Source organism: Sphingobacterium anhuiense (assembly GCF_042686355.1).
GTDB lineage: Bacteria > Bacteroidota > Bacteroidia > Sphingobacteriales > Sphingobacteriaceae > Sphingobacterium > Sphingobacterium anhuiense.
Genome location: NZ_JBHUPE010000001.1, coordinates 517408 through 536516, shown reverse-complemented (window position 1 = coordinate 536516; position 19109 = coordinate 517408). Strand labels below are relative to the sequence as shown.

21 protein-coding genes are annotated in these 19109 nt (G+C 34.7%); 9 read left to right on the top strand and 12 right to left on the bottom strand.

Annotated elements, in window-relative coordinates; translation table 11 throughout:
• Positions 1-2: 2 nt before the first annotated feature.
• A complete protein-coding gene (locus ACFS6I_RS02325) occupies positions 3-1172 on the top strand; it encodes an RsmB/NOP family class I SAM-dependent RNA methyltransferase (protein WP_380917915.1) in 1170 nt (389 codons plus the stop codon).
• Between the two features lie 85 nt (positions 1173-1257).
• Here ACFS6I_RS02325 and ACFS6I_RS02320 read toward each other — a convergent pair whose 3' ends face one another.
• Positions 1258-1731: a universal stress protein gene (locus ACFS6I_RS02320; RefSeq protein WP_132772813.1), complete on the bottom strand. Its 474-nt coding sequence runs from the start codon at positions 1729-1731 to the stop codon at positions 1258-1260.
• A 69-nt stretch (positions 1732-1800) separates the two neighbouring features.
• On the opposite strand from ACFS6I_RS02320, the gene ACFS6I_RS02315 reads away from it, so the two are divergent.
• On the top strand, positions 1801-2568 hold the full coding sequence (locus ACFS6I_RS02315) for a C40 family peptidase (RefSeq protein WP_380917913.1): 768 nt from the start codon (positions 1801-1803) through the stop codon (positions 2566-2568).
• Between the two features lie 57 nt (positions 2569-2625).
• Here the strand turns inward: ACFS6I_RS02315 and ACFS6I_RS02310 are convergent, their stop codons facing one another.
• The 6 genes from ACFS6I_RS02310 to ACFS6I_RS02285 form a co-directional block, all read right to left on the bottom strand.
• The gene (locus ACFS6I_RS02310; RefSeq protein ID WP_380917911.1) at positions 2626-3255 is read right to left on the bottom strand and encodes an outer membrane beta-barrel protein; all 630 of its coding nucleotides are present in this window, start codon (positions 3253-3255) and stop codon (positions 2626-2628) included.
• Between the two features lie 308 nt (positions 3256-3563).
• Entirely contained in the window at positions 3564-4721 is a 1158-nt protein-coding gene (dnaJ, locus tag ACFS6I_RS02305; protein ID WP_021192239.1) for a molecular chaperone DnaJ, read from the bottom strand.
• A 10-nt stretch (positions 4722-4731) separates the two neighbouring features.
• Positions 4732-5268: a nucleotide exchange factor GrpE gene (locus ACFS6I_RS02300; protein ID WP_021192238.1), complete on the bottom strand. Its 537-nt coding sequence runs from the start codon at positions 5266-5268 to the stop codon at positions 4732-4734.
• Positions 5269-5425: 157 nt separating this feature from the next.
• Positions 5426-6106, bottom strand: coding sequence for a cell division ATP-binding protein FtsE (locus tag ACFS6I_RS02295; protein ID WP_021192237.1), 681 nt, complete (start codon positions 6104-6106; stop codon positions 5426-5428).
• Positions 6107-6110: 4 nt separating this feature from the next.
• The gene (locus ACFS6I_RS02290; protein WP_168125875.1) at positions 6111-6314 is read right to left on the bottom strand and encodes a fructose-6-phosphate aldolase; all 204 of its coding nucleotides are present in this window, start codon (positions 6312-6314) and stop codon (positions 6111-6113) included.
• A 60-nt stretch (positions 6315-6374) separates the two neighbouring features.
• Positions 6375-7388 carry an acyl-CoA reductase gene (locus ACFS6I_RS02285; protein ID WP_380917908.1) on the bottom strand — a complete coding sequence of 338 codons (1014 nt, stop codon included), beginning with the start codon at positions 7386-7388 and terminating at the stop codon, positions 6375-6377.
• 161 nt (positions 7389-7549) lie between these two features.
• Here ACFS6I_RS02285 and ACFS6I_RS02280 point away from each other — a divergent pair, with 161 nt between their 5' ends.
• A complete protein-coding gene (locus ACFS6I_RS02280; RefSeq protein ID WP_021192235.1) occupies positions 7550-7900 on the top strand; it encodes a 4Fe-4S dicluster domain-containing protein in 351 nt (116 codons plus the stop codon).
• A gap of 173 nt (positions 7901-8073) precedes the next feature.
• Positions 8074-9519, top strand: coding sequence for a dicarboxylate/amino acid:cation symporter (locus tag ACFS6I_RS02275; protein ID WP_380917906.1), 1446 nt, complete (start codon positions 8074-8076; stop codon positions 9517-9519).
• Between the two features lie 57 nt (positions 9520-9576).
• Here the strand turns inward: ACFS6I_RS02275 and ACFS6I_RS02270 are convergent, their stop codons facing one another.
• Positions 9577-9966 carry a YchJ family protein gene (locus ACFS6I_RS02270; protein ID WP_380917904.1) on the bottom strand — a complete coding sequence of 130 codons (390 nt, stop codon included), beginning with the start codon at positions 9964-9966 and terminating at the stop codon, positions 9577-9579.
• 247 nt (positions 9967-10213) lie between these two features.
• Between ACFS6I_RS02270 and ACFS6I_RS02265 the strand changes: the two genes are divergently transcribed.
• Complete coding sequence (locus ACFS6I_RS02265; RefSeq protein WP_380917902.1) at positions 10214-10756, top strand: hypothetical protein; 543 nt, start codon at positions 10214-10216, stop codon at positions 10754-10756.
• A 75-nt stretch (positions 10757-10831) separates the two neighbouring features.
• Here the strand turns inward: ACFS6I_RS02265 and ACFS6I_RS02260 are convergent, their stop codons facing one another.
• Complete coding sequence (locus ACFS6I_RS02260; RefSeq protein WP_021190798.1) at positions 10832-11290, bottom strand: Lrp/AsnC family transcriptional regulator; 459 nt, start codon at positions 11288-11290, stop codon at positions 10832-10834.
• A gap of 191 nt (positions 11291-11481) precedes the next feature.
• Between ACFS6I_RS02260 and ACFS6I_RS02255 the strand changes: the two genes are divergently transcribed.
• The 3 genes from ACFS6I_RS02255 (at position 11482) to ACFS6I_RS02245 (ending at position 15432) form a co-directional block, all read left to right on the top strand.
• On the top strand, positions 11482-12558 hold the full coding sequence (locus ACFS6I_RS02255) for a PLP-dependent cysteine synthase family protein (RefSeq protein WP_380917900.1): 1077 nt from the start codon (positions 11482-11484) through the stop codon (positions 12556-12558).
• Between the two features lie 134 nt (positions 12559-12692).
• Positions 12693-14342, top strand: coding sequence for a protein-disulfide reductase DsbD family protein (locus ACFS6I_RS02250; protein WP_380917898.1), 1650 nt, complete (start codon positions 12693-12695; stop codon positions 14340-14342).
• A 166-nt stretch (positions 14343-14508) separates the two neighbouring features.
• On the top strand, positions 14509-15432 hold the full coding sequence (locus ACFS6I_RS02245; RefSeq protein WP_132772798.1) for a polysaccharide deacetylase family protein: 924 nt from the start codon (positions 14509-14511) through the stop codon (positions 15430-15432).
• 36 nt (positions 15433-15468) lie between these two features.
• Here the strand turns inward: ACFS6I_RS02245 and ACFS6I_RS02240 are convergent, their stop codons facing one another.
• Positions 15469-16050 (bottom strand): PhnA domain-containing protein, encoded by a 582-nt coding sequence (locus ACFS6I_RS02240; protein WP_380917896.1) that lies wholly within the window; start codon positions 16048-16050, stop codon positions 15469-15471.
• Between the two features lie 181 nt (positions 16051-16231).
• Between ACFS6I_RS02240 and ypfJ the strand changes: the two genes are divergently transcribed.
• A complete protein-coding gene (gene ypfJ / locus ACFS6I_RS02235; protein WP_168125881.1) occupies positions 16232-17098 on the top strand; it encodes a KPN_02809 family neutral zinc metallopeptidase in 867 nt (288 codons plus the stop codon).
• A 3-nt stretch (positions 17099-17101) separates the two neighbouring features.
• On the opposite strand, the gene ACFS6I_RS02230 is transcribed toward ypfJ, so the two are convergent.
• On the bottom strand, positions 17102-18079 hold the full coding sequence (locus ACFS6I_RS02230) for a LuxE/PaaK family acyltransferase (protein ID WP_183914989.1): 978 nt from the start codon (positions 18077-18079) through the stop codon (positions 17102-17104).
• Between the two features lie 100 nt (positions 18080-18179).
• Positions 18180-18923: a 3-oxoacyl-[acyl-carrier-protein] reductase gene (gene fabG / locus ACFS6I_RS02225; RefSeq protein WP_132772767.1), complete on the bottom strand. Its 744-nt coding sequence runs from the start codon at positions 18921-18923 to the stop codon at positions 18180-18182.
• Between the last annotated feature and the right edge of the window lie 186 nt (positions 18924-19109).

The window sequence follows — 19109 nt, the reverse complement described above, 5'->3', positions numbered from 1 at the left end:
AGATGAGTGATTTTAGTGAAAAAAGAGTACAGCAGCAAATTCGTAATTTTGAAAGAGCAATGGATGGTTATGAAGGGAATGAGCCGTTTGCTCGTTATCTAACATCCTTTTTTAAACTTAATAAGCAAATGGGGTCAAAGGACAGAAAATGGACTTCCCGTTTGTGTTATAATTATTTTCGATTGGGTAAGGGGGCAACGCAGCTTTCTCAACAAAAAAGATTAATCATTGCGGAGTACTTATGTGAAACAGAAAGTCCATTTGTCGCTTTATTTGAACCTGATTGGAATTTAAGCCTATCACTGGAAGAAAAAATAGCTTTTTTAAAAAAATTAGAATTATTGGAGCTTGATACCATTTTTCCTTTTAAAAATTACCTTTCATCTGCGATAGATCAGGTTGATTTTATACAAAATCAATTCTTGCAACCTGACTTATTTATTCGGATTAGAAAAGGTAAGGAAAAGTTTGTGAAAGCTATTTTTGAAGCGGAACAGATCGGTTATAAATTTATAACGGAACAAACTGTTGCTTTAGCAAATGGAACTTCACTACAGCGGTTTAAGGATCTCGACGGTGTAATCGAAGTGCAAGATCTTTCTTCTCAGCGCACCCTTGAATTTATGGATGCTTTGCCGAAAGAAAATTGGTGGGATGCCTGTGCCGCTTCTGGTGGTAAGGCCTTATTGTTTCTAGATAAGCATCCAACTATTAATTTATTGGTTTCAGATGTTCGTATGAGTATTCTGCGCAATTTAGATGAACGTTTTGAAAGGGCAGGTATAAAAGCTTATCGAAAAAAAATAGTTGATTTAACGAAAGATACTACGCCTATTTTGGGTGCTGAGCTTTTTGATGGAATTATTTTAGATGCTCCATGCACAGGTTCAGGAACTTGGGGTCGTAGCCCTGAAAATATGAGTTACTTTAATGCAAAGAAGATCGATGAGTTTGCCACACTGCAAAAAGAAATTGCTAAAAATGTTTCATTGCATTTGAAAGTGGGTAAACCGTTGGTATACATCACTTGTTCTGTTTTTGAGAAAGAAAATGAGGAGGTGATTGCTTATATCCAAAAAGAACTGGGGTATAGTCTCCATTCTTATAAGGTATTAAAAGGATATTATGAAAAGGCAGATAGTATGTTTGTTGCTCGTTTAATCAAACTTTAATAAAATAAGAAATTTATCATAATAAAAGCCATTTGCATATCGCAAATGGCTTTTATTATGATAGAACTATTAGCTTTGAATTAGCTTATTCACATTTACCCGGTACAACGAGCACAGGACATGTTGCTTTTCTAATTACAGCTTCAGAAACGGAGCCCGAGATAAAATGATCAAACCCTGTTCTACCATTTGATCCCATTACGATGAGATCAGCTGACCACTCATGAGAAGTGGCCAATATCTCTTCTTTTACCGAGCCTATTCTATTGAATAAGAAAACTTCATTAGCGCCTTCAAACTCTTGTCCTAGTTCTTCTAAGTATTTTTGAGCATTCTGCTGCTCTATTTCCGATACTTCGGGTATGATGATTGGTTGTTGACCTAACAGCGGATCTGCACCATAGCTGGCAGGAGAAGTGGGAGAGGTAACCGTCACTAAAGCTACTGAAGCTTCAAATTTTTTAACCATTTCTTTAGCATAGGAAATCGCTTTATGTGAACATGGTTCATCGTCCACAGCAACTAATATTCTGGTTATTTTTACAACATTGGTATCCATGGTTCTGATATTAAAGTTTATATTCGTACATATTAATAACTTGAATATACGGTTTTTTGTTTTAGAAATATGGAATTTGGAATATGTAATTTAACAATTGTACCATTGCGGGCGGAGGAATCACATCGGAGTGAAATGGTTTCACAATTGCTGTTTGGAGAAGCTTTCGAAATACTGACGAAATCAAAGGATTGGACAAAAGTTCGTACTGAAATGGACTCTTATGTCGGTTGGATACAGAATGGACAATTTTTAGCAATAACAGATGATCAGTATGAGGAATACCAGTCGTTAAGTAAGATAAAGATCGGTTTTGCTGGGGGGCATCTTATCAATAATGATCTTTGTATACAGCTTTTACATGGAACTATTGTACGAAAGGATTTTCCTTATATTGGAGTAGATCATTTAGTAGAGCTTAATGCAATTGAACTGCATTTTGAGCAAGAAGACTTCATCGAGCAGGTTGCAATACTCGCAAAGCAATACTGGGAGGTACCCTATCTTTGGGGAGGGCGATCTAAATTTGGAATTGATTGCTCCGGTTTCTCACAATTGATTTATCAATCCTTTGGTATTTCCTTACCAAGGGATGCTTATCAACAGGTTGAATTAGGGCAGACAGTTGACTTTTTGTCAGAGATTCAAGTTGGTGATCTTGCTTTTTTTGATAATGAAGAAGGTAGGATAAATCATGTTGGTATTATGCTGGACTCTGAAACCATTATTCACGCTTCTTCCCGTGTTCGAATAGATAGGATGGATCAAGAGGGAATATTTAATAGGGATTGGAATAAATACACGCATAAGCTGCGTATCATCAAGCGCTATGTTTAAAAAAGAAAGGTCCGTCTATATTGAGACGGACCTTTCTTTCTTTATTTTCAAATATGATTAGAATTTGAAAGTTAAACCAAATTTAGCTGTATCAAAAAAGTTGTTAAAACTGTTGATGTTAGCATTGAATTCGTTTGAAGATTTACCTCCATCTTCTTTAGCTGTACCAAAAGATAATAAGTCTGTTAAACCAAAGTTGATCGCGATGTTTTCAGTAACGAAGTAATTCATCCCTAAACCAGCGCCAGCACCAAATCCTTTAACTTTAGGAATGTCTGTAGTTGTTGTACCGTTGTTAACTTCTCCAGTTCTTTGTTGATAACCAGCTGCCAATTGCGCATAAGTTTTAAAACGTGATCCTAAATCTAAAAAGTAGTAACGACCATAAGCACCAACTCCAAAGTTGCTTGATTTATTGTACGTATCGTTTGTACCAGAATAGTTTGTTTCTTTTAAGTTTCCAAAGTTGAAATCTAAACCAACTGCAACTTTATCAGATACGAAATAACCTACAGATGGGTTGAAGTTGAATGAGTTTTCTTTCTTTTCAGCTGTTTTATTATTTTTTGTGTTTGCTGAGAAATTACCTTCTACAATAAAGTCAGTTTTTTTGAAACCAAATTCTTGTGCTTGAGATGCAAAAGTTAGACCAGCTACTGCTGTTAGAGTAAGTAATAATTTTTTCATTTTTTTTAAAGTTTGTTTTTACAATATCCATAGTCAAACCTTTTGACTATTTGATTGATATTATCAATATAGATACCAAATTGATTTTTCAATGTCATAGAAATGTATTGATAAATTGTGTTAATCGTAATTTAAACGTTTTCAGAGGTTTAAAAATTGACATTATGAAAAAATAATTTATAATATATTTTGATATTTATATTGATTTAACTTTTTGTGATAAAATGTCAGTTTTTATTATGACACAAAAAAAGACCATATGTCAGTGCTGACATATGGTCTTATAATTATTTTATTATTTAATATTTCTAGTCGAAATATTCTTTGATCCGTTCAAAAAATGATTTTTCAGATTTACCAGGTTGTGGCTTGAAATTCGGTGATTCTTTCAATTTCTGTAAAATCTCTTTTTCGTCAGATGAGACCGCTTTAGGCGTCCAGATATTCACGTAAATCAATTGATCACCTTTGTGGTAAGAATTGACTTCAGGAATACCTTTTCCTTTTAGTCTTAATATCTTGCCGGCCTGGGTTCCTGGTTCAATTTTAATTTTTGCTTTACCATCAATCGTTGGAACTTCAACGCTTGTTCCTAATGTAGCATCTACAAAATTAATATATAGGTCATAAATAATATTTAGACCATCTCTTTTTAATGCTTCATGAGGAATTTCTTCAATGAGGATAATTAGATCACCGGCAACACCTCCGCGAGGAGCTGCGTTCCCTTTTCCACTCATTGAAAGCTGCATACCTTCACTTACACCAGCCGGAATGTTGATCGCAATTGTTTCTTCACCTCTTTCTAATCCTTCACCTCTACATGTAGTACACTTTGCGGTAATTTCTACCCCTTCACCATTACAAGTAGGACAAGTGCTTGTAGTTTGCATCTGGCCTAAGATTGTATTGGTTACGCGGCGAACAGATCCTGAGCCGCCACAAGTATTACAAGTGTGGAAAGATGATTTATCTTTTGCACCACTACCATCGCAGGTATGACAGTTTACTTGTTTATTTACTTTTACTTTTTTCTCAACACCTTTAGCAATTTCTTCGAGTGTTAATTTTACTTTAATGCGAAGATTTGTTCCTTTAGCAACACGACGGCCTCCTCTTGAGCCTCCGCCACCGCCACCGAAGAAACTTTCGAAAGGATGACCACCTCCACCAAATATATCTCCAAATTGGCTAAATATGTCATCCATATTCATGCCACCACCATAACCGCCTCCGGAAGCAGAGCTACCCGCATGACCAAATTGATCATAGCGTTGTTTTTTCTGAGGATTGCTTAATACATCATATGCTTCAGCAGCCTCTTTAAATTTTTCTTCAGCTTCATGATCACCAGGGTTTTTATCCGGGTGATACTTTACGGCAAGTTTACGGTAGGCAGATTTAATTTCTTTTTCATCTGCACCACGAGCTACACCTAATATATCGTAATAATCTCTTTTTGACATCTTTTTTATCTTATTGACCTATAATTACCTTAGCATGACGGATTACTTTATCATTTAAATAGTAACCTTTTTCAATAACATCAATAACTTTATTTTTCAAATCTGGAGTAGGAGCTGGAATAGCCGTTATTGCTTCTTGTAAATCAGCATCAAACTCTTTACCGACTACATCCATTTCTTTTAAACCTTGGTGTTCTAAAGTTTGTCTGAATTTATTATTGACGATCTCTATACCAGTTTTTATTGATTCAACATCTGTTGCTGTTTCCATTGCTTTTAAAGCTCTGTCAAAATCATCGACTGTTGATAATAGTTTTGTGATCACATCTTTTCCAGCAGATTGAATTAATTCAACACGTTCTTTACTTGTACGCTTTCTGTAATTATCAAATTCTGCTGATAAACGTACATATTTATCTTTTGCCTCTGCTACTTCAGCACTTAATTTCTCTTCAACAGAAAGTTCAATCGTCTCTTCTTGATTTTCCGTTGTATTATCCTCAATAGGATCTTGAATCGTCTCGTTATTATTCTCTTGTTCGCTCATTTCTTCTTAATTCTATGTGGGAAACTAATGTTCTTTCTCTAAAATCTAATTACAGTCAAAGTTGTTGCCAAAATGAAAAAATCCGACAGCTTGTCAGTAACCGGGAGAATGGACTAACAAAATGTCGGATGATCAGGATTTCTGTCAGTATTGACAGTTATATTTCTACTTGATCTAGCAATACCCCATCAGCGGTTTTGATGATGCGTGCAGGCATATTACGGATTATTTGGTAATCATGAGTTGCCATTAAAACTGCTGTTCCAGAAGAAGCGATATCCCGTAAAAGCAATACAATTTCTTCAGAAGTAGCAGGGTCAAGGTTTCCTGTTGGCTCATCGGCCAATATAATTTCCGGATTATTAAGGAGTGCCCGTGCAATAACAATACGTTGCTGTTCTCCTCCTGAAAGTTCATGAGGCATTTTTTTTAATTTCGAGCGAAGTCCTACTTTTTCGAGCACATCGAGCATTCTGTGTTCAATTTGCGTTTTATCTTTCCAGCCGGTGGCTCTAAGTGCAAATTCTAAATTTTTCTCTACAGAGCGATCTGATAATAAATGAAAATCTTGGAAAACGATTCCTAACTTACGTCTCAGGTAGGGGACATCATTTTCATGCAGTTTTTTTAAATCAAAACCTGCAATTAGTCCTTCTCCGTTACCAATATATAAATCGCCATAGATTATTTTTAGCAAACTACTTTTTCCACTTCCTGATTGACCAATGAGGTAAAGAAATTCGCCTTTATTGATATTCAAATTCACATTCGATAAGACCAAATGTTTTTGTTGGTAGATATCGACGCTTTTTAATGTGATTACTGTATTTCCAGACATTGAACTATAATTCTAATTTTTTTATTTGTCCAAATGGCAAATCCTTTACCATTTGCATAATGTACGCTGACTTGTCTCCGAGACCAATTTTGTCCAAAGATTTGTCGGGGCGATCAACCCTAAAATATGCTAAAAGAGTGAATGAATCATCTCTTAATTGAACATAGTCAGGGATTTTGGCAACTCCTTTTACTTTGATTATATACATCTATTTACAAAGTTAGTACTTTTTATTTCAAAAAATCCTTCCACGAATATAAGGCTATGCTTACTGGTTTGCAAATAAAAATTCTAGTGTATTGACTCCATCAGCATAATCATCTAAAGCAGGATTTTGTCCGGCACCGAATTTAAAAGCTGGTGTTTTGATCGTTAAAGGTGCTTCTGATGTAACACATTGTAACCGGTCTGATAAGGTGTTTAAGTGCTGAGAAAGATTGTCTAAGTTATCATACTCTTCAAAATAAACTACAGCTAAGGGTGATGCTATTTTGTCATCTTGTTTTAATAATAAAAACCCATTATCATAATGCTTGTCACCATTTATTAAATAAATGGATTTGTTATAATCGTAATTATTATTGTATTTATAATGTGTGTTCACATCTTTAAAAGATTCAATTCCTTCATAGAAATGACTTATGTCATAATTTTTTGGGATAAATATTTTAGATACAGAACGACATCCCAGACCGTAATAATCAAAGATATCATGGCCTAAAGCTTTTAGTTGCTCGTGCGATTCTTCACCTGTAATGATGGCAATGCTGTTTCTGTTTTTTCTAATAATATGTGGTTTTTTTCCAAAGTAATGTTCAAAGTAGCGCGAAGAATTGTCAGAACCCGTAGCAATCACTAAATCAAAATCAGTTAATCTATCCACTAGTTGCACGCGATCTTTAAATCTTGGTTCAACTTCTATCAATTTCTGAATCACATAGGTTGTTAGAAGAGCATCGTCTGAAGAAACCTTAATTTGTGCTTTAAAACCAGCGACCAATACGCATAATATATCATGAAACCCTACAAGAGGTATATTGCCCGCTAAGACTAAACCTACAGTTTTGTCACTTTCAATATCAGGATATGGCGATAACCAATTTTCTAATAGCTCAAGGTCTAAATTTGCTTTCCAAGAAGTAAAGGCTTTATTAACGTGTTCTGCGGTATACCATGCATTTTTATGATGAGCAGTTGCAACTAAATGTTGCAGCTCTGCATGATCATTAATGAACAAGTTCGCAAGTTTTGCAAAACCTTCTAATCGTTGTTTCTTTGTCAAAATGTAAAAATTAATAAACGTGTATACACAAATTTGTATTATATTTGTGTTATTAATACAATCAGCGAAACCAAGTTACTCTTAATTTAAACGTGTAAAATGATTTGATTGTATAAATGATAGTACAAAAATAGTTTTTTATCATAATTTTGAGGTTATAAATGGCGATTAAAATTACAGACGAGTGTATTAACTGTGGTGCTTGTGAACCGGAGTGCCCAAATAATGCAATATATGACGCTGGAGTGAGTTGGAAATTCTCAGATGGGACGGCATTAGATGGAGTTATTGATTTTGGAGATGGAGTAACGTTAGATGCTGACGATTCTCAAGCTGCTGTATCAGATGAAGTATATTACATTGTTTCGGACAAGTGTACAGAGTGTGTTGGTTTTCATGATGAACCACAATGTGCAGCTGTTTGTCCAGTAGACTGCTGTGTAGATGACGAAGAGGTTCGTGAATCTGAAGAGGAGCTATTAGCAAAGAAAGCCTGGTTACACGCTGAATAAAAGCATCGCTTTTAAAATAAAATTTTGAAAAAGGTAGAATATGAACATATTCTACCTTTTTTTATGTCCTCAAGTATCCAATAAATTTGCTGTTATTATAATCCGCCATATTAATATTTGTGAAAGCCTAGTATTTTTTTATTTTTGTACTTTACCTTATAAAAAGTTTGCCGATGTATAAATCAAAAATGGGGCTAATTACCCTTGTTTCGGTGACAATTGCTGCACTTATTGCGATATGTTACGAATTTAGTTGGGTCAATTTTTCTCCATCATTTTTAATGGCAGTAAGATGGATTGTTGCTACTGTGTTGATTGTTAATGCTCTTGTTCGGAAGAATCTAACAACTTGGATTTTGACCTGTATGATCTTGGGTATTTTTGTGGGTTTAGATTTTCCAAATATTGCCATATCATTGCAACCGCTAAGTAAAGGTTTCATTAAGTTGGTGAAGACGATCGTAGGACCGATCTTGTTTGCAACGTTAGTTTATGGTATTGCTGGTCATTCTGATTTGAAACAGGTTGGTCGTATGGCCTGGAAGTCTATGCTGTATTTCTTTTGTGCTACGACTTGCGCTATTTTTATTGGTCTTGGGGCTATAAATCTGACTAAAGCTGGGGTTGGTGTTGATGTTGCACATATGCCTCATGAAGAACTGCCAAAAACGCAAATAAGTAATGACGCACAGATTTTAGAAACTTTACCAGATCATGTTCATCCTGTCTATAAGTTTATGGCATTTTTTAGAGATCTTTTTCCCGAAAATATTGTAAAAGCAGTGTATGACAATCAAGTTTTACAGATCGTGGTGTTTTCAGTTCTTTTTGGTATTGGATTAGCAATGGTTGATGAAAAGAAAAGAAAACCATTGGTTGATTTTACGGAAAGCCTTTCAGAAACAATGTTTAAGTTTACGAACTTAATCATGTATTTTGCTCCAATCGGAGTTGGTGCCGCAATGGCTTTTACAGTTGGTCATTTGGGAGTAGATATTCTGAAAAATCTATTCATGTTGTTAGCAACTTTGTATTTAGCATTATTAGGTTTCCTAACTTTTGTATTGTTGCCTGTTGCACTTTATCTGAAAATCCCTGTATTAAAGTTTATTAATGCGATTAAAGAACCTGTTTCTATTGCATTTGCGACGACAAGTTCTGATGCAGCTTTGCCCAAGGCTATGTCTGCTATGGAAAAATTTGGAGTACCTCGTAAGATTGTGTCTTTTGTTATTCCTACAGGATATAGTTTCAATTTGGACGGAACGTCATTGTATCTATCTTTGGCAGCGATATTTGTTGCTCAAGCGGCTGGAATACATTTGACTTTTGGAGAGCAGTTAATGATCGCATTTACATTAATGATTACTTCTAAAGGGGTTGCCGCAGTTCCCAGAGCATCATTAATTATATTAATTGCTACTGCAGATCAATTTGGTTTACCAACATTTGTGATTGCGGCTATATTAGGAATTGACGAGTTGATGGATATGGCCAGAACTTCGGTCAATGTGATCGGAAATTGTTTAGCTACAGTTGTTGTTGCTAAATGGGAGGGGGAGTTTGACGAAGAGGCTCCATATAGAGATGATCATGGCCAACCGGAATTAGAGGGATAGTGCTATATCTTTTAAAAGCCAGAAAAGGGATCTTATAACAAGTATAAGATCCCTTTTTTATGAAATAAACTTACCATCGACATAATACCAGATTCCATCCACTTGTTTGAAAGTGGATCTTTCATGATGAATCTGTAAATTCAGCTCCGAATCCAAGTAATGTGCCTCAAATTCGACAATATTGGAATTACTAAATAAAATGCGGAGCTGCATCCATTTTGATTCCTTTGCCCATCTTGCAATTTCTATTTTGTTTTGCAACTTACGAGTTTCAGAATGAAAGCTTGTATATAAAAAATCAATATCTTGAACAACAAATGCGCTATATCTTGCACGCATTAATTGTTCTGCAGTTTTAGCTTCTTTTTGGTCTAAATGAATTATTTTGCAACAATTTTCATAAGGAAGTGAATTGCCACAATGGCATATTGTATTTTGTTTTGTCAACGTATTAAGATTTAAATATAGGACAAAAGTAAATAATGATTTTTTCTTTTTAAATGAATCGTGTTTATATAAATATTTAGGAATTTCTTAGCTGGACTAAACTTGTTAAATTGATATTTTAACAAGTTGATATTGAGTTTATTTTAACGTTATTAACAAATATTAACAACCTTTCATTAATCTTATTATAAAAAATAGAGTCCTACCTATAAATAATTGAAAAACATAAATAAAGGGAGGAGCAGGTATGAAAAAATTAGTTTACTTGACGGTTTTAGTTGGCGGTTTGTTTTTTGTTAAACCTGCTACTGCACAAGTTAATGTGAGTATTAACATTGGTAATCAACCTTCTTGGGGCCCAGTGGGGTATGATTACGTAAGGTATTACTATATTCCAGAAATTAATGTATATTATGATGTAATCAATCGTCGGTATACGCATTATCATGGTAGAAGATGGGTTACCAGTAGAAGCTTGCCTAGTCGATACCGTAACTTTAATTTTTATAATACCTATAAAGTAGTTGTCAATGATAGAGATCCATGGAGACATCACGATCGGTATAGAAGAGATTATGGTCATTACGCTCATCGCAGAAATCAGGTAAGTATAAGAGACCATAGAAGTAATTATGATCGTCCACGTCACAATGACCGTTATGATAATCATCGTGTCGAGCGACATGAAAATCATAGAGATCGATCGGAGCATAGAAAATCTGACAAGAAAAATGATAAAAGAGGCCACGATCGTCACTCAGAAAGAGGTGAGGGACATGGAAGAAGATAGTGAATAGTTTTTTATATGTTAATTGAAAGGGAGGAAGCTGTAGTTTTCTCCCTTTTTTTAATTAAAACTCTTTTTTTAAATCGGATAAGCTGTTTCACTTTTAGTTTCCGATAGAACAAAATAGGTTTGTACGGTGTTCACATGTGGGAGTACGGCTAAGCGGTATCGTAAAAATTCGTGATAGGCCTGCATATCTTTAGTTGCTATTCGAAGCATAAAATCATAGGATCCAGCCATCTGATAACATTCCATAACTTCCGGAAATTTAGCAACTTCTTTTTCAAATTCATTTAAAACCTCGGCTGTATGTGCTTTTAAGAATACCTGTGAAAAAGATATGAGACCCATGTTTATTTTTTGCCGGTCAAGAATAGCAACAGTTTTTTTAATATAGCCTTGTTGTTTCAGTTTTTTTACACGCTCATGTATAGCGGCGATAGATTTATGTAATCTAAATGCTAGTTCCTTATTGCTAAGTGTAGCGTCATGCTGTAAAATTCTTAATAGTTTGGTGTCGGTTTCATCAAGCATCATTTTGTATTTTTTATTGATATGAATGTAATGAATTGGTTGATTCTGTAATATTTCTTAAATATATCATTATTTAGATAAAATTTACTGATTTAATCATTATGTAGTGAATATTATTTTGTTTTATGTCAATTTTGCTGATAATGTTAGGTCTTCGAATGATTGTGGACTGATATTGTTTAAAATAATAAATCATGAATAACGAATTGATGTTTAGTAAATGTTTGTCACCCGAGCTTGATAGTAGGTTTAAACATTTATGGTGTTTAGTAGGAAACACGCCTATGCTGGAGCTGCAATACTCATATAAAGGGAAAGCTGGGAGGATTTATGTGAAATGCGAAAATTATAATCTTACAGGGAGTATCAAAGACCGTATGGCGCTATATATTATGTATAAAGCTTACATGAATTGTCAAATTCAGCCTGACGATGTTATTATAGAAGCTACTAGCGGTAATACAGGTATTTCTTTTTCTGCTATTGGTAAAGCTTTAGGACATCAAGTGAAAATTATTATGCCCAATTGGTTGAGTAAAGAACGCATCGATATTATAAAAAGTATGGGCGCAGATATTCAGTTGGTTAGTAAAGAAGAAGGTGGTTTTTTGGGGAGTATTGAATTAAGTGAGAAACTAGCGCAGCAAGGAGGGGTCTTTTTGCCCAGACAGTTTGAAAATCAATTCAATGCCGAAGCTCATGAATTAACGACTGGTCGTGAAATTGGTTTACAGTTAGCCTCACAAGGTTTAGTTGCAGATGCTTTTGTTGCTGGTGTAGGCACAGGAGGAACGGTTATGGGAGTAGGCCGTCATCTTCGTAGCTTAAATCCTCGTGTAAAGATTCATCCTTTGGAACCCGCTGAAAGTCCAACGATGTCCACTGGATATAAGGTTGGCTCGCATCGTATTCAGGGTATTTCTGATGAGTTTATTCCGGCTATTGTGAAAATGGACGAGTTGGATGAGATCGTTTCTGCTTCAGATGGTGATTCTATTATAATGGCCCAAAAATTAGCAAAAGAATTGGGCTTAGCTGTAGGAATTTCTTCAGGAGCGAATGTGATTGGAGCAATTAAATTAAAAGAGCAATTAGGGGAAGAAGCTGTTGTTGTCACCTTATTATGCGACGATAATAAGAAATATTTGAGTACAGATTTAGTAAGAGAACAACCTGCAGCAGCTGGATATATTTCAACAGATCTCTCTTTCACTGGATTTAAACCTATCAGTAGGTTAGCAAAATCTCTTTTTAATACTGAATCGATATAAAGTTTGTTTCAGCCTAATCGCATATTAGGCACTATGTTTATTTTAAATAGAATCTATTACAATGGGATTTCTCCCATTGTAATTAGGTTTAACCAATTTGTAACCTGTCACTCGGCATTATAATTTAATTATTTATGAAAAGTTTTATCATAAAATTATTACTTTTAATAGTTCTTCTTCCAGCTTTTGCGCACGCTCAGGAGGCAGATACTTTACTAAAGATGGACGAACTGGAGTTCGTTGATGGTGGTATTTCTGAAACTTCGATTGATTCTGCAGGTATTGATACTGCACAGAATCTTAAGAAAACTACGGCTGTAATCACAACAGAAGAGCATGCAAGTAGTGAATCTCTGCTTGGAATATTTTTAGCAGGATTATTAGGCGGTTTTACTGCCTTATTAATGCCTTGTATTTTCCCCATGTTACCGCTCACAGTCAGTTTCTTCACAAAAGGAAATCAAAATAAATCGCAATCTTTTATTCGTGCTTTGTTTTATGGTATTTCAATCATAGTTATTTATGTTGTGCTTGGTTTAGCGGTAACGATGATTTTTGGTTCGGATGCCCTTAATGCATTATCAACGAACGGTATCTTTAATTTTTTCTTTTTCTTGATGCTGGTTGCTTTTGGGGCTTCTTTTTTGGGTGCATTTGAAATTAATCTGCCAAGTTCATGGGTAAATAAGATGGATGCAAAATCTGATAAAGGCGGATGGGCTGGTATATTCTTTATGGCAGCAACTTTAGCTTTAGTATCTTTTTCTTGTACTGGACCTATTATCGGAACTTTATTGGTACAGGCAGCTACAAGTGGAGCTTTGCTAGGTCCGGCTGTAGGTATGTTTGGATTTTCTTTTGCATTAGCTATACCTTTTGCTCTTTTTGCATTATTTCCTAGTGCTATGAAAGCCATGCCTAAATCAGGTGGTTGGCTTAACAGTGTTAAAGTTGTTTTAGGATTTTTAGAATTGGCATTTGCATTGAAATTTCTTTCTAATGTTGATTTAGCTTATCACTGGAACTGGTTCGACCGTGAAGTCTTTTTGTCTTTATGGATTGTTATATTTGGTTTAATGGGACTGTATTTACTTGGAAAAATCAAATTTTCTCATGACAGTAATCTGCCACATTTGTCAGTAATCCGTACTTTCATAGCTATTATTGTACTATCATTTACGGTATACATGATTCCTGGATTATGGGGTGCTCCTTTAAAATCAATATCTGCTTTTTTACCACCACAAAGTACGCAGGACTTTGATTTAAATCAAGGCTCATTGATTAGTGGATCGGATGTAACAGACGTTTCTAAACGCAAATATTCAGATTTATTTCATGCACCGCTTGGCTTAAATGTGTTTTTTGATTATGAGGAGGGTTTACAATATGCTAAAACCCATCATAAAATGGTTATGCTTGATTTTACAGGCCATGCTTGTGTGAATTGTAGAAAAATGGAAGCAAATGTTTGGACAGATCCTCAAGTTCGCTCTTTTTTAACAGATCATGTGGTTATCATCCAACTTTATGTTGATGACCGCACTGAGCTTGCTATTGAAGATCAACAAAAAACGAATTCGGGAAAATTGTTGAAGACAATTGGAAGTAAGTGGAGTTATTTACAATCGAGTCAGTTTGAATCCAATTCACAACCTTTTTATGTGCTTATGAATCCTGCAAACCGTCAGGTTTTGGTTAAACCAAAAGGTGCTGATTATGATGCTACTACTTATCTAGCTTATTTAAATGAAGGTTTGAAAGCATTTTCTTTGATCAAATAGTATAATATGACTCATTTGATGAAAAAATGTTTTTATTCCAAAAGAAAAAAGGTTTCATAAAATTGGATTTCTGTTAAATTTAATCTTACTTTTACATCGTTTAAATCATTAGCTATCAAATAGCAGCTTTAGTGGTTTATGTGTAGGGTTAATAGTGAATTATAACATGAAGAAAGCATTCAATCTGGGGTTGTTCCTTGGATTATTATCGGTAACATCTCTTGCATTACAATCGTGCAATGAAGGTGGGAGTAAAAAGACAGATTCGGTTACTATTGGAACTGTTGATAGTATAGATGATATCGATGATTTAAATAAAGATACTGTCGAGAAAGAGATTAAAAAGGATACAATTGCTGTAAAGGGTAAAAAGAGTATTCTTCATCATGAAGTTGATACGGCGAAATTATTAACCGACTCTGTGTCTCCTCGTTATATTTATTTGACTTTTGATGATGGACCTTTAAATGGTAGTCAATTTATTGATTCAATAGCTACAGCTAAGAATATAAAGATTAATGCTTTTTTAATTGGAAAGCATGACCGAATGAGTAAGGGTTTGCATAAATATTATGAACGTTATATGAACAATCCGCTGGTGGATTGTTATAATCACAGTTACAATCATGCAAATAATAAGTTTACTTATTTTTATAGCAACGCAGAATCAGCGTATGAGGACTTTGATAAAAATGAAAAAGAACTGAATCTTAAACATAAGATTGTCCGTCTACCAGGACGTAATATTTGGTACTTTGCAGATCGTAAACGTATTGATATGCAAAGTGGTTCAAGTACGGCCGATTTATTATATCAAAATGGTTACCGTTCTATGGGATGGGATTGTGAATGGAAAAAGGGTAAACCTTCTGGTATGCCAGTCGAATCGGTGAGTTTTATATATCGTCAGATAAATAATAGATTACGTAACGGCACCTCATTTTCGAAGAATAACGTTGTTCTGTTGATGCATGATGATATGTTTCAGACAAGAAAAGCACAGAAAATGTTAAGTGATTTAATCGATAGTTTGAAGTTACATCCAAATTACGAATTTGCACATATGCGTGATTATCCGAAACAGAAATAAAAAATAAGGCTACAATCAAATTGTAGCCTTATTTTTTTAGTTTTGCTTTCTTAAATATTTTGTTAAAATCACAATCGTCTGACCATCGATTTTTCCTTCAATTTGTTCTGTATTATCGAACACAAGTCTAATATTCTTCACGACTGTACCTAAAGTCGCCCGGATAGATGATCCTTTTACATCCAATGTTTTCGTAAGGACTACAGAATCCCCTTCAAATAATTGTTGACCGATACTATCTAAATGAAACTCGACATATCCATCATTTTCATGATCTCCTGTTTGTTTTGCCCATTCTAATGTTTCGTCATCCAGATACAAAATATCTAACGCATCAGAAGCCCACCCCTCGTTTTTTAAACGATTTAACATGCGCCACGCAGCTACCTGTACTGCTGGTACTTCAGACCACATGGTATCGGGCAGGAATTTCCAATATTCAGCTTCTAATTGTGTTGTTTTATTTAACTGATCGGCACATTTCTGACAAACAACAATCGTGTTTTCAGCTGTAGCTTGTAAGTCAGGGGGCAATGTATATAATGTTAAATTATCAGTTGCTTGACTCAATTCACATTTATTTCCCGCTCTCTCGAATAGTTGATTTTCTAGTTTCATTTAAATTTTGGATAAGTTGCAAATGATTTAGGTGCAAACATAATGAATATTTATAATTATAAAAGGTTAACATAACAAATCAAAAAATGCTTAATAATTTGGAATATAATTTGCGATGCTGTACACGATAAAATGTGTATCTTATTTAATATTAATTGAAACTAACTTAAATGATATCAATATGAAATGGCAAGGAGGTAAAAAAAGTGACAACTTCGAAGATAGGAGAGGAATGTCAGGTGGTCAAAAATTAACTTTGGGCGGTGTAGGTGGAATTATTGTTTTAATAATTGGTTTTTTAATGGGAGGAGATCCATCTCAATTATTGCAGCAGGCTCAAAATATGACGGGGACGGAGCAGACTGGACAGCCACGGGAAATTAGTGCAGAGGAGGCTAAATTAACAGACTTTTCGCGTATCGTTTTATCAAGTACTGAGGATGTGTGGACAAATCTTTTTAAGACTCAGTTGGGTAAAAATTATGAACCTACAAATTTAGTTGTTTATGATGGAGGTACCGAAACCAATGGTTGTGGAATAGGAAAAGCATCTTACGGACCTTTTTACTGTCCTGGAGATCATAAAATCTATTTAGATTTAACTTTTAATCAAGAGTTGACGACCAAATTTGGTGCTAAAGGTGAGTTTGCTCTGGCTTATGTAATAGCACATGAAGTAGGGCATCATATACAACAATTAGTGGGACTTTTACCTCAGACAAACAGCATGAGGGGAAAATTAAGTGAAGTTGAAAATAATAAAATTTCTGTCATGACCGAATTGCAAGCTGATTTTTATGCAGGAGTTTGGGCACATCATGTTAATAAATTATCTGATATCGAGATTGACTATAATGATATTTTAGATGGTATGGCGGCAGCTGAAGCAGTTGGAGATGATAAATTACAAACACAAGCTCAAGGCTATGCGGTACCCGATTCTTTTACACATGGTACCTCAGCTCAAAGACGAGCTTGGTTTAAGAAAGGTTATGATTCTGGTGATATGCAAGCTGGAAATACCTTTCAAGATCCCAGCTTAAAATAAAACTTATTGAACGAGAAGATTACAACCACGTATATCACTTTGATCAAAGCGACCTAAGACTTCAAAAGATCCATCATCGTAGATTTTTCCGAGGTCTTGGGTTGCAATAAAAGAACACGAATATCGATTTGCTAAGTCAATAACATTGATAGCGCCTGTTTTTTTATTTTCAGCAAGAGTTAGCGGATCATTTGTTTCCCGAATTAAGATCTTCATCCAGTTGGGGTGTCTGAATATCCCGTTACCATATGAATAGCCCTGTGATAGCAATTCAGTCATTCCATATTCCGAATGTATTCCTGGAACTTGAAAGCTTTTACATAATAAATCATGAATTTCCTCACGGACCATTTCTTTACGTTTTCCTTTCATTCCCCCAGTTTCCATAATGATTAACTCCGGAAATGTCAATTCATATTTTTCAATAAAATCAAGAAGTGCAAATGTCACACCGAATAGCAAGGTTTTCGTGCCTCTTGCTTTTAATTTTATAAGGGTTTGATAAAGTTCTTCATGATTGTATAAAAAATAGTCACTTTCGGGTTGTTGACTATGTTGCATTAAATCATTGATCATGTAGATCAATGAAGAGCCTGTTCGTTCTAAATAGGATGGAAGTAGCGCCAAAATGGCAATGTTGTCTATTTTTCCATAAAATTGTTCAAAAGCAGTGCGAAAGCTTTCTTCATATACTTCTTTTTTAGCCACCAGATGCTTACTTGTGGTGATTCCTGTTGTACCTGAGCTTGTGAATACAATTTCAGGACTGAAGTTGTCAGCTATAATTTCTTGAGATTTGAATAGTTCGATTGGGAGAAACGGAATTTTCGTGTAATGATCTATTGTATGAATTTTCTTATTTAGATATTGCACATACTGTCTGTAAATGCTTGTGTTTTCCATTTGAAAATGAAAAGTCTCCAAGCAAATTTCATTAAATTCTGTTTCATTTTGAATAGCAAATACCCGATTCCAGTTCATACGATTAAAATTTCAGTGCAAATATAGATATATAAAAACTTCTATAATAAAAAAGGTTCTTGAGCTGATCAAGAACCTTTTTATATGTATTATATATATATTATACCATACCACCATCTACAGGCAATACTTGTCCTGTGACATATGTTGAAAGGTCCGATGCAAGAAATAGACATGCATTTGCAACATCTTCTGCTTGTCCCGCACGTTTCATAGGAATACCAGCTTCCCAACCAGCAACAATTTTAGGATCTAAAATATCCGTCATTTCTGTGCGTATAAAACCTGGAGCAACTACGTTTGATCTAATATTTCTTGAGCCTAATTCTTTTGCCACTGATTTAGAGAAACCAATAATACCAGCTTTAGAAGCTGCATAATTAGCTTGACCAGCATTTCCTTGTATACCTACTACTGAACTCATATTGATGAAAGATCCTTTACGGTTTTTCATCATGATTTTAGAAGCTGCTTTAGTGACATTGAATACTGATTTTAAATTTACATTGATCACATCATCCCAGTTTTCCTCAGTCATACGCATTAACAAACCATCTTTTGTTATTCCAGCATTATTAACAACCACATCAATAGTTCCAAAATCTGAAACAATATCATTGATGAGTTTTTCAGCCTCATCAAATTTTGATGCATCTGAACGATAACCTTTTACAGTAGTTCCAAAAGCCTGAAGTTCTTGCTCTAAAGCTTGGCCTTTTTCCACAGATGATAAATATGTGAATGCTACATTTGCACCGTTTTGGGCAAATACTTCAGCAATTTTTCTTCCTATTCCTTTTGATGCTCCAGTAATTAGAGCTGTTTTTCCTTCAAGTAGTTTCATTCTTATGTATTATATGTAATAAGGGTGCTTGCAAAAATGTTAAAAGTATACTACAATCGCAACACTCGGATCAATTTAATTCGTTAATTCTAAATAATAATTTGAATTAACATTCCTCAGGATATTATAATACTACTATTTGTAATGTGGCAGCTATTCATAAAAATGGCTGTGTTAGGGAATTCT